General features: G+C 71.7%; 13 protein-coding genes. 4 read left to right on the forward strand and 9 right to left on the reverse strand.

Annotated elements, in window-relative coordinates; genetic code table 11:
• Positions 1–562, forward strand: a 562-nt coding sequence (locus HKK72_RS30195) for a DUF1707 domain-containing protein (RefSeq protein ID WP_187237842.1), incomplete at its 5' end; no start/stop codon positions are given.
• 78 nt (positions 563–640) lie between these two features.
• On the opposite strand, the gene HKK72_RS30200 is transcribed toward HKK72_RS30195, so the two are convergent.
• The 6 genes from HKK72_RS30200 to HKK72_RS30220 all read right to left on the reverse strand — a co-directional run bounded on the left by HKK72_RS30200 (position 641) and on the right by HKK72_RS30220 (position 4,798).
• Positions 641–1,438, reverse strand: a complete 798-nt coding sequence (locus HKK72_RS30200; RefSeq protein WP_315987519.1) for a sirohydrochlorin chelatase — start codon at positions 1,436–1,438, stop codon at positions 641–643.
• 8 nt (positions 1,439–1,446) lie between these two features.
• Positions 1,447–2,148, reverse strand: a complete 702-nt coding sequence (locus HKK72_RS30205) for a phosphoadenylyl-sulfate reductase (RefSeq protein ID WP_410050357.1) — start codon at positions 2,146–2,148, stop codon at positions 1,447–1,449.
• 5 nt (positions 2,149–2,153) lie between these two features.
• Positions 2,154–2,297, reverse strand: a complete 144-nt coding sequence (locus tag HKK72_RS30210) for an Insertion element protein (RefSeq protein ID WP_187237844.1) — start codon at positions 2,295–2,297, stop codon at positions 2,154–2,156.
• 61 nt (positions 2,298–2,358) lie between these two features.
• Complete coding sequence (locus HKK72_RS30215) at positions 2,359–4,044, reverse strand: nitrite/sulfite reductase (RefSeq protein ID WP_187237845.1); 1,686 nt, start codon at positions 4,042–4,044, stop codon at positions 2,359–2,361.
• Between the two features lie 151 nt (positions 4,045–4,195).
• On the reverse strand, positions 4,196–4,273 hold the full coding sequence (locus HKK72_RS42935) for a putative leader peptide (RefSeq protein ID WP_410050358.1): 78 nt from the start codon (positions 4,271–4,273) through the stop codon (positions 4,196–4,198).
• Between the two features lie 333 nt (positions 4,274–4,606).
• Positions 4,607–4,798, reverse strand: coding sequence for a hypothetical protein (locus HKK72_RS30220; protein WP_187237846.1), 192 nt, complete (start codon positions 4,796–4,798; stop codon positions 4,607–4,609).
• A gap of 257 nt (positions 4,799–5,055) precedes the next feature.
• Between HKK72_RS30220 and HKK72_RS30225 the strand changes: the two genes are divergently transcribed.
• The 3 genes from HKK72_RS30225 (at position 5,056) to HKK72_RS30235 (ending at position 8,360) form a co-directional block, all read left to right on the forward strand.
• The gene (locus HKK72_RS30225; RefSeq protein ID WP_315987520.1) at positions 5,056–5,991 is read left to right on the forward strand and encodes a YihY/virulence factor BrkB family protein; all 936 of its coding nucleotides are present in this window, start codon (positions 5,056–5,058) and stop codon (positions 5,989–5,991) included.
• A 349-nt stretch (positions 5,992–6,340) separates the two neighbouring features.
• Positions 6,341–7,468 carry a ribosome small subunit-dependent GTPase A gene (rsgA, locus tag HKK72_RS30230; RefSeq protein WP_187237847.1) on the forward strand — a complete coding sequence of 376 codons (1,128 nt, stop codon included), beginning with the start codon at positions 6,341–6,343 and terminating at the stop codon, positions 7,466–7,468.
• A gap of 163 nt (positions 7,469–7,631) precedes the next feature.
• On the forward strand, positions 7,632–8,360 hold the full coding sequence (locus HKK72_RS30235; protein ID WP_315987521.1) for a phosphoribosyltransferase: 729 nt from the start codon (positions 7,632–7,634) through the stop codon (positions 8,358–8,360).
• Between the two features lie 68 nt (positions 8,361–8,428).
• Here HKK72_RS30235 and HKK72_RS30240 read toward each other — a convergent pair whose 3' ends face one another.
• The 3 genes from HKK72_RS30240 to HKK72_RS30250 all read right to left on the reverse strand — a co-directional run.
• Positions 8,429–8,725: a WhiB family transcriptional regulator gene (locus HKK72_RS30240; RefSeq protein ID WP_187237848.1), complete on the reverse strand. Its 297-nt coding sequence runs from the start codon at positions 8,723–8,725 to the stop codon at positions 8,429–8,431.
• 157 nt (positions 8,726–8,882) lie between these two features.
• Positions 8,883–9,845, reverse strand: a complete 963-nt coding sequence (locus HKK72_RS30245; RefSeq protein WP_187237849.1) for a sucrase ferredoxin — start codon at positions 9,843–9,845, stop codon at positions 8,883–8,885.
• Positions 9,846–10,000: 155 nt separating this feature from the next.
• Positions 10,001–10,876 (reverse strand): FAD-dependent oxidoreductase (locus HKK72_RS30250; protein WP_187237850.1); only part of this gene is annotated, 876 nt, incomplete at its 5' end.

Genomic DNA, 10,876 nt, shown 5'->3' on the forward strand with positions numbered 1-10,876 from the left:
GCGCCTGCGCGTCGCGTCCGTTGAAGGCCGGCTGACCTTCGAGGACCTCACCGAGCGCACCGAGGCGGCCTACGGCGCGGTCACCCGCGCCGAGCTCGAGGCCGTCACCTCGGACCTGCCCGCCGCCGAAGGCCCGCAGCCGGGCCCACCGCCCGGGCACGAGCGACGCCGTTTCATCGCCGTGCTCGGCGACAGCAGGCAGCGGCTCGCCGGACGGGTCGACGAGCGGCTGTCGGCGGTCGCGGTCCTGGGCGACGTCGTGCTCGACCTGCGGGGAGCGCATGTCACCGGCGGGGTCGTCGACGTCGCCGCCACCGCCGTCGTGGGCAACGTGAGGATCATCGTGCCGAACGGCGTCGACGTCCAGATCAGCGGAATCGCCGTCCTCGGGGACAAGAACGTCAGGGTTGGGGCGGCCACACCCGGATCCTCCCGGCCGGTCGTGCGCGTTCACGCCAACGCGTTCATCGGGGACGTCGTGGTCGTCGACGACGAGCACACCGCGCCCGTACGGAAGGCGCTGGCGGCGTGGCTGAACAGAGGCGGCGACCGACGCCTCTAGGGCCCGGCCGCGCCGGCGCCGGCCGGTGGTCCGGTGGCCTAGGCGGCGGTGGCCCGGCCCGGTGGCCCGGTGGGCGGCTCAGCCGGTGGCGGCCGCCGCCGTGCTGAGCGCTTCGTCGTAGCGCTGCAGCACGATGTCGGTCAGTTCCGGAGCCGCGCCCAGCACCGGAGAGACCGCCGTGGCGCCGGCCTCCAGCGACTCGGCGCGCACCTTGTCGGCGAAGTGCCCGGGGGCCAGGAAGTACGAGGCCACGACCACGCGCGGGGCGCCCGCCTCGCGCAGCGATCGGACCGCCTCGGCGGGGGTGGGCCGTGCCGCGGACGCGTAGGCCGCCGCCACGTCCCACCAGCCTCTCGCCCGCCACTGCCGCGCCATGCCCTCGATGACCGCGTTGGCGGCCGGGTCACTGGACCCCGCCGACACCAGGACCACCGCCGTCGACGGGTCACCGGCCTCGACCCCGGTCTCGGGGGTGGCCAGCCGTCGCTCCAGGGCGGTGAGCATGAGCGGGTGCGGGCCGAGCGTCGCGGCCGTGCGCAGCCGCAGCCGCGGATGCCGGGTGCACGCCTCCGCCAGCACGCCCGGAATGTCGATTTTGCTGTGGTAGGCGGCCGTGAGCAGCAGCGGCAGCACCACGGCGTCGTCGGCACCGTCGGCGGCGAGCCGGCCCAGCACCCGCAGCGGGTCCGGCGCCGCGTGGTCGAGGTAGCAGCCGGCCACCGGCAGCGCGGGCCGCCGGCGCCGCACCGCGGTGAGGAGCTCTTCCACGGTCGCCGCGGCCCGCGGATCCCTGCTCCCGTGGGCGACGGCCACCAGCGGCGCCTTCTCGGGCGCGATCCCACGGTGGCCCGCGCGGGCCACCGCGAGATCGCGCACGGACGGCGTCACAGGTGGATACCGCACTCTGTCTTGCCCAATCCGGCCCACCGGCCGCTGCGCGGGTCCTCGCCCGGGCTCACCGGCGAGGTGCAGGGCGCACAGCCGATCGAGGGGTACCCGTCGTAGTGCAGCGGGTTCACGAGAATGCCGTTGTCCTCGATGTAGTTGTCCATGTCCTCCTCGCTCCAGGCGAGGATGGGGTTGACCTTGACCATGCCGCGCTTGCGGTCCCACTCGACCACGCGACGGTTCCTGCGGCTGGAGGTCTCGTCCCGGCGAATGCCGCTGAACCACGCCATGTAGCCCTCCAGCGCCCGGCCCAGCGGCTCGACCTTGCGCAGGTGGCAGCACAGGTCCGGGTTGCGCCCGTGCAGCCGCGGGCCGAGGGCGCGGTCCTGCTCCTCGACGGTACGGCTCGGCGTCACGTTGATCACATTGACCGGGTAGACCGCCTCGACGGCGTCGCGGGTGCCGATCGTCTCGGCGAAGTGGTAACCGGTGTCGACGAACAGCACGTCGATGCCCGGCTTCACTTTCGACACGAGATGGATCAGCGCGGCGTCCGACATGGAGGACGTGAGGCAGATGCGGTCGCCGAAGGTCGCGGCCGCCCAGCGGATGATCTCCAGGGCGGAGGCGCTCTCCAGCGCGTCCGCCGCCGAGTCGACGATGTCCTCCAGATCGAGGGTGGGTCGGATGGTCTCCACGGCCGTCACTTGCGGGCTCCGATCCCCAGGAATTTCAACGTGAAGGCACGGGCACAGCCACGGCAGTACCAGCCCCCGTCACGCTCGTACGGTTCGAGGTCCTCCTCGCCGCAGTAAGGGCAGTAGAAGGGAGCCGCTCGTTCTGTCATGTGCTCGCTCCGCTCGCGGGCCTGCGGTCGCCCAGAGGCGCCGCCGCGCCCTCCGGCCGGCTCATTTGAGGTCCTCGTCGGTGGCGCGCCCGACCCACTGGGCGAAGGTCTCGCTCTCGGTGCGTTGCGCGTCGAACCTCCGCACGATCCGCTCGACGTAGTCGGTGAGACCCGCCGAGGTGGTCTTGAGGCCGCGTACCTTCTTGCCGAACGCGCCGCCGACCTGGCCGCCGAGATGGACCTGGAAGCCCTCGACCTGGTCGCCGTTCTCGTCGATCACGAGCTGGCCCTTGAGCCCGATGTCGGCCACCTGGATGCGAGCGCACGCGTTGGGGCACCCGTTGACGTTGATGGTCAGCGGCTCGGTGAAGTCCGGCAGCCGCCGCTCCAGCTCTTCGATGAGGTCCATCGCCCGCTGCTTGGTCTCGACGATGGCGAGCTTGCAGTACTCGATGCCGGTGCAGGCCATGGTCTGCCGCCGGAACGTGGACGGATCGACCTGCAGGTCGTGCTTCTCCAGCTCGGCGGCGAGCTCCTCGGCCCGATCGGCGGGGACGTCGAGGATGACCATCTTCTGCTCGGTGGTCGTACGGACCCGCCCGGAGCCGTACCGCTCGGCCAGGTCGCCGATGACGTGCAGGAGGTCGCCGCTGACCCGGCCCACCCTGGGCGCGAAGCCGACGTAGCGGTTGCCGTCCTTCTGCGGGTGGATGCCCACGTGGTCGCGGCGGGGGAGCGGCGCGGCCGGCGAGGGCCCGTCGGGAAGCGCGTAGCCGAGATACTCCTTCTCGAGCACCTCGCGGAACTTCTCCGGCCCCCAGTCGTTCATGAGGAACTTGATCCGGGCGCGGTGCCGCAGCCGCCGGTAACCGTAGTCGCGGAAGATCGAGATGATGCCGGCCCAGACCTCGTGCACCTGCTCGGGCTTGACGAAGGTGCCGAGGCGCTTGGCGAACATCGGGTTGGTGGACAGGCCGCCGCCGACCCAGGCGTCGTAGCCGGCCTCGCCGTTCTCGTTCACCACGCCGACGAAGGCGACGTCGTTGATCTCGTGGACGGTGCAGTGCGCCGTGCAGCCGGAGATGGCGGTCTTGAACTTGCGCGGCAGGTTCGAGAACAGCGGTGAGCCGATGTACCGGTCGTGCACGTCGTCGATCTGCGGGGTGCCGTCGATGATCTCGTCCTCGGCGATGCCGGCGAGCGGGCAGCCGAGGATCACGCGCGGTGTGTCGCCGCAGGCCTCCATGGTGGACAGCCCGACGGCCTCGAGCTCGGCCCAGATGGCGGGTACCGACTCGATCTCCACCCAGTGAAGCTGGATGTTCTGCCGGTCGGTGACGTCGGCGGTGCCGCGGGCGTACTTGTTGGCCACGTTCGCGATCGCCCGCAGCTGTGCGGGGTCGAGCTGGCCTCCGTCGATGCGGACCCGGAGCATGAAGTAGCGGTCGTCGAGCTCCTCCGGCTCGAGGATCGCCGTCTTGCCTCCGTCGATCCCGGGACGCCGCTGCGTGTAGAGCCCGTGCCAGCGGAGCCGCCCGCGAAGATCGGCGGGGTCGATGGAGTCGAATCCGGCCTTGGAGTAGATGTCGATGATCCGCTGCCGGACGTTGAGCCCGTCGTCGTTCTTCTTGTTCTCTTCGTTCTTGTTGAGCGGCTCGCGATAACCGAGGGCCCACTGGCCCTCGCCACGCTTGCGCGTGGCGGCGGGTTGTCTCGTCGGAACGGGACGATCGGATGGAGATGGCACGGCGCGCGTCCTCGTTGTTAGGAGCGGCGCGTGGCGCGCTGGCTGACTCTGATGCTCACCGGGGCGACGGTGGGCGCAACGCAGGGTGTCGAGTCATGCGGAGACGCCGGCGGGCCACGCACCCGGAATGATCAAAGGGCGTGGTCGGGCGTCACAGACAGATCGCGCTGCGTACACGCAGCAAGTCGACATGGCGGCGCGTCACGAGCAGTGGATCCGCGGCAGCCATGTCTAGACTGTGACACGCGGCGCGAAGGATTGTCCAGCGGCGTCCGTCATATGGACGGGTGAGAGGTCTCACGGCCGTGAGCGGGAATAACGCGCATCCCTCACCCCTGCCTCCGCCAGTTGAGCGGCGATTCGGCCGGCTTCTCCGGGGGCGTCCGATGTTGGCAGTCGCACCAGGAGCCGCCACGGCATTCGTCGTGGTGACGATCCCGGCACGCCTGACAGATCATGCCTCCATTGTCGTCCAAGCGGTGGCGTCGACTCCGCCCGCCCGGACGGCGCGGGGCCGGCGGCAGGGCGGGCCCGGCCGGTGCCGGGCCCGCCATGGATCCGGTCAGCGCGGGCGCCGTCTGGCCATCCGCAGCATGGTCGCGGCCACCATCAGCGCACCCATGAGCAGGAAGCCGGTCTTGGCGGCCGACCGTTTGGGCCTCTGGACGCCGGGCTTGAATCGCTGCGAGTCTGCGGAGATCTTCGTCGGTTCGCCGGTCTTCAGCGTCATGGCATTGATGAACGGGATAATCATGGTGCTTCCTTGCGTCCAGGGCCGGGGTGGCCGCACCGCGAACCTATGCGGCGTCACTCTTGCGGTGACGGGGCGGTCACGCGCCTACCCGTTGTGACCGTCTCGTCCGGATCAGTAGTCTGCCCAGGTGCGCAGACCCGCAATCTCGCGGTGCGCATCCTTGGCAACACGTTGGGTGACCAAGATCGATCAAAACGGATCGCCGAAATGGCCAACACGGTATGTTCCACCCGGACGAGCCTCTACCGTAGAGCATCGTGACGACCGTCTCCGACGCTCCACGCGTCGCCGAAGTCCCCGCGCCGACCTCCGCCGCGGGGCTGCGCGCGATCGCGTGGCGACTCGTGCGCAACACCGCGGTCGCGGCGTTCCGCCATCGGGTGACCGGGCTCGCCGCGGAGGCCGCGTTCTTCGCGCTGCTGTCGATGCCGCCGCTGGTCCTCGGGCTCATCGGCACGATGGGGCACTTCCGCGGGGCCCTCGGCGAGCCGACCGTCCTCGAAATCCGCGCCTGGATGCTGGAGCAGGCACAGACGGTGCTCACCGGCCCGGCCGTGACGACGGTCGTGGAGCCTCTCATAGACGACGTCATCCGCGGCGGCGGAGTCGACATCGTCTCGCTGAGCTTCTTGATCTCATTGTGGGCAGGGTCGCGCGCGCTCAACGTGTACGTGGACACGATCACCATCGCCTACGGCCTGTCCGGCATCCGGGGCATCGTCAGGACCAGGATGCGGGCGTTCTTCCTGTACCTCATAGGCCTGCTGGTCATGCTGGTCGTCATCCCGTTGCTCATGGCCGGGCCCGCGCTGGTGCGCCGGTCGCTGCCCGGCAGCACCGACTTCATCGCGCTGCTCTACTGGCCGGTGGTCATCACGCTCTCGGTGCTGTTCCTCGCGACGCTCTACCACATGAGCGTTCCGGTCAGGACGGCCTGGTGGCGTGAGGTCCCGGGGGCGGTCGTCGCGCTCGGGATCTGGATCGCCGGCAGCTTCCTGCTCCGGCTCTACCTCGCCGGTTCGCTGTCCGGCGTGTCGGTCTACGGATCGCTCGCGGCGTCCATCGCGATCCTCGGCTGGCTCTACGTGGCGGCGCTGGCGGTACTGATCGGCGCCGCGCTCAACGCCGAGATCGACAAGATCTGGCCCAGCGCCGGAACCGCCCGGGCCCGGGCGATCCGCACCGCGGCCTGAGCTCCTCTCGTCCGAGCCGTTGAGCCTGGGCCCCTGAGACTGGGTCCTTCTGCCTGAGCCCCGCCACCTCGGCGTCCGGTCCGGGCTCCTCGCACTGAGCCCCCGCCGGGCGGCGCGCCGGACGTCCGTACCATGCGCCGGAGCCCGGATCCGGTTACCATTGGAGCTCCGCGAAAGACGCGGCGCATGTCTGGAGAGAGGGAGGTGAGCCCGGATGGCCGTCTTTGCCATGAACGCTCACCGACGTCCGATCCTCCAGCATGCCCGTCTGAGCTGACGCCCGCTTCCGGGCCGGCCGCGCGGTCTCCCGCGCCAGGCCGGGGCATCTGTATCCCGAAGGGTGCAGGTAGTGGTTTTCGCGGAAAATTCTGCTTTCGATCTATTCGATCTCGGCTGGGACGACGGCTGGGCGGCCGCGTTCGCGGCCTGTGCGGCCGATGACGGCCTGACCGCCGCACGTGTGGCGCGCGTCGACAAGGGCGCCTGCGACATCCTGTCCGGCGAGGGTGAGGCACGCGCCCTGATCGGCGGCGAGCTGCGCCGGGCGGCCGCCGAGGACCCGGTGGACCAGCCCTGTGTTGGCGACTGGGCGGTGGTCCGGATTCAGCCGGACGGCGGGCGGAAGCTCGTGGCCGTGCTGCCCCGGCGCACCGCGATCGTGCGCGGCGGCGTCGGCCGGGAGTCTCGCGGCGGCCTGTCCGCGGATTCCCGCGGTCAGGTGCTCGCGGCCAACGTCGACGTCGTCTACGTCGTCGAACCGGCCGCGCACGAGCCAGGGGACGACAGCGCGGACCTCGGCCGCATCGAACGGCTGCTCACCCTCGCGTGGGAGAGCGGGGCACTACCGGTCGTCCTCGTCACCAAGGCCGATCTGGCCGGGGATCTTCCAGGGCTGCTCGATCGCGTGATCGAGGCGGCCCCGGGCGCCGACGTCCACGCCGTCTCGTCCCTGTCCGGCAGCGGGCTCGAGCCCGTGCGGCTCCACCAGGGCCGCACGGCGGTGTTGCTCGGGCCGTCCGGGGCCGGCAAGTCGACGCTCGTCAACGCGCTCGCGGACGCCGATCTCATGGCCACGCAGCGGGTCCGTGCATCCGACGGCCGGGGCCGGCACACGACCACCCACCGGGAGCTGCTGATGCTCCCCGGGAGCGGTCTCGTGATCGACACCCCGGGACTGCGCCGGGTCGGCCTGTACGACGCCGACGCGGGACTGGCCCAGACGTTCTCCGACATCGAGGAGCTCGCCGAGGGGTGCCGTTTCTCCGACTGCGCCCATGACGGCGAGCCGGACTGCGCCGTACGGGCGGCCGTCGAGTCCGGGGAGCTGCCGCGTCGCCGGCTGGACAGCTGGCACAAACTGCGCCGTGAGGCGGCCTGGATGGCCGGCCGTACCGACGCCCGGCTGCGGGCCGAGCAGACCCGCCGCTGGAAGATCATCCACAAGGAGATGCGGAGGTCGGGCCGTAACCGACCCTGATCACCGGAGGTGTGACCACGTGGTCGCGGGGGCACCGCACTCGGCGCGGCCCCCCGCGACCCGCGGTGCCCTGCCGGAGCCGGGCCGGAGCCGGGCCCGGGCCGGGCGTGGGAGCCCGGTGGCGAGAGCTCGGCGGCGGAGTCGAGTGGCGGGAGTCCGGTGGGTGAGAACGGGTAGGGCCACCACCGAAGAGGTGATCCTGGTGCCCCTCATCTCCTCCGGCCTGAGCGGGGGCGTGCGGCTGCCGTTCACCGACCGGACCGAGGCCGGCCGGCTGCTGGGCGAACGGCTGGTGCCGCTGCGGCTCACGCGCCCGCTGGTGCTGGCCCTGCCCCGGGGCGGCGTTCCGGTGGGCTTCGAGGTGGCCGGCCGGCTGGCCGCGCAAGGCGAGAAGGTGGAGCTGGAGGTACTGGTCACCCGCAAGATCGGCTATCCGTACCAGCCCGAGCTGGGCGTCGGCGCGATCGCCGAGGGGGGCGAGCCGGTGTTCGACCACTCCCTGCTCAAGCGGCTCGACCTCACCACGGCGGATCTGGCCGACACCGTGCTGCGTGAGCGCGCCGAACTGCGGCGCCGGGTGGAGGCGTACCGCGGCCGGCGAAGCCTGCCATCGGTCGATGACCGCGCCGTGGTGCTGGTGGACGACGGGCTCGCCACGGGCGGCACGGCCCGCGCCGCTCTGCGGGCGGTGCGGGCCATGGGTCCGGGCCGGCTGGTGCTGGCGGTGCCGGTGGGTGCGGCCAGAACGGTCCGCGCGATGGAGGACGAGGCCGATGAGGTCGTGGTCCTCGCCACCCCCCGGTCGTTCCAAGCCGTCGGGCAGTGCTACGACCATTTCGAGCAGCTGACGGACGAGGACGTCATGTCGTGGTTGGAGCGAATGCGATCGTGAATCCGGGAACACAAACGGCCCCGCCGCGGTAAGCGCGGGGCCGTAGCGCTCGTCTGCCAGGGGTGCGCCTAGGCGGCGTTTGCGCGGCGCATCCGACGGCGGCGCTCGGAGGCGCGCTCGTCTTCGTTCAGGCCACCCCACGTGCCGTACTTCTCGGGCCGGGAGACAGCGTAGTCAAGGCACTCCGTGCGTACCGGGCAGCCCATACAGACCTGCTTGGCCTTACGCTCACGAATCTCGCGCTCGGGCTGACGTTCACCGTCGGGGCCGAAGAAGAGCACGAGGTCTTCCCCCCGGCACGCGGCGGCGTCCTGCCAGCCCCAGCTGGGACGGAGAAGGTTAGCCTGCCGACGTACCTGAGCCATGGAACACTCACCTCGTTGGTTTTGCTGCACAATTTCGGACATGGACATTGGAAGTACTTTGGGAAGTGCCGAAAGTTCCAACGTCTGAACGTGCCGCTCTGTTCCCTATACTGGGTCCGCACGGCACGGCTCACCCGCGAATGGGGCCTCGGAGAGGTTACACGAGGCTAGCCTCGTTGAGAAGGGTCAGGTCCCCAAGAACGTATGTGTCGAGGTTCTCCTCGCACTGGGGCCCACACGGGTCCGTGCCCGTCGAGTGCTCAACGATCACCCGATAGCGCCGCCCCGCGGCGGTGACCGTCGCCTCATAGGGAGAACCTCCCCGGAGCGACTCCACCCGCACGGCGTCGACCCCCAGAATACCCGAGTCCAGACGTACATAGTGCTCGGCCGCCTGCGCCGGCTCGGGCATGCCCGCCCGGCCGCGCAACCGGTCGAGGACGACCTCGCCCCGTAGATAGGCCTCGACGGCCGTCACGGCCTCGGGCAGGCGCAGGCTGCCGTAGTAGAGCCCGTGCGGCAGGCACACCAGGTTGGCCGCGAAGCGGTCGCCGCCGACGTGGGTGGTCTCCCAGACGGCGTCGCCGAACCGGGCCCGCAGCTCGCGCGCCAGCGGGGCGCCGGTCCGCGCGCAGCAGGCGTTGCGGCGGCCGTGGGTGCACACCAGCAGGAGCGGGCCGGGAACCGGATCGCCGAAGCCCGGGCGGACGCCGGCCGCCACTGCGGCCAGGTCGAGTTCCGCCAGCTCGGCGGGATCGGCGAGCTGGCGGCCCTCCAGCCAGACGCTGTCGGAACGGGTGTTCCAGGAGCCGGCGGCCGTCCCCGCGGGCGCGCCGTTCGCCGCGCAATGGCCCGCGTAGACCCACAGCGGCGGGGTCGGGCGGCGCCGGCCGGAGCGGCGGATGAACTGGCAGCGAATGCCGAGCCGCTCGGCGGCCTCGACGGTGCGTGCGATGGGGGCGGGCAGATCCAGCGTCTCGGTGTACTCGGGCCACGGGCCGGGATGCTCGATCGCCAGCCAGGCGCGGGCCTTGACGGCCGCGCTGGCCAGGCAGGGGAGCGTGCCGGTGTGACTGCCGGGGCAGTGCTCGCACCCCTTGTCACCTGAGGAATCCGCCAAGGGGTCCGCCCCCGCCTTCCCGCTCGCTCGTGTGGCCCTACTTAGGTGAGACTAACCTTACTTATCCGTGGGCGACCAGGGCACGTGAGGTGCGTCACGTCCCGTCAAGCCCGGTGGCCACCGCCGTAACGCGGCCAGCGGGGCGTCCTGTCCCGTCAGTACGTCAGGGCACGGCTCGCCGCGGGCAGGGCGGCGTCGCGGTCGGCCGCCACTAGGCCGATACGGGTGCGCCGGTCGAGCAGGTCGGCCTCGTCGAGCGCCCCCTCGTGGCGCACGGCCCAGACCAGCTCGGCGCCGGTCACCGGCAGGCCGGGCGCCACAGGCTCCAGCAGCGCCGGATCCTCGCGGCCGAGCGCGGTGATCGCGGCCGCCTCGGTGCCGTATCGCCGGACCAGCCGGCGTGGAGCGTCGATGGCCGACAGCGTGCGCGGGTCCGCGGCACCGACCAGGGGCAGCCGCCCGGTCCGGCAGCGGCCGGCGCCGAGCGCGCCCGCCACGGCGTCCACGGCGTCCTGCGCGACCCGGCGGTAGGTGGTCAGCTTGCCGCCGACGACGGTGACGACGCCGCCGGGGGAGGTGCGGACGGCGTGGCGCCTGGACAGGTCCGACGTGCGGCCGGGCTCGCCGGGGCGGCCGTCGTCGAGCAGCGGCCGCAGCCCGGCGAAGGCGCCGATCACATCGGCGCGGCGCACCGGGACCTCCAGCGCCGAGGCGAGCATGTCGAGCAGGAACCCGATCTCGCCCTCGGTCGGCTCCGGCACGTCCGGGATCGGCCCGTCGGCCGGCTCGTCGGTGAGCCCGACGTAGACCCGCCCGTCACCCTGCGGGAGTACCAGCAGGAAGCGGTTCGGCTCGCCCGGCACCGGCACGTGCAGCCCGGCCGGCAGACCCTCCGGCGCCGAGCCCGGACCGGTCTCGCCGCCCAGGCTCTCGGCCCGCAGCACCAGGTGGGTGCCTCGGGACGGGCGCAGCCGTACGCCCTCGGCGAGCTGTCCGGCCCAGACCCCGGCCGCGTTGATCACCTTGCGCGC

The organism is Actinomadura sp. HBU206391, assembly GCF_014323665.1.
Taxonomy (GTDB): domain Bacteria; phylum Actinomycetota; class Actinomycetes; order Streptosporangiales; family Streptosporangiaceae; genus Actinomadura_C.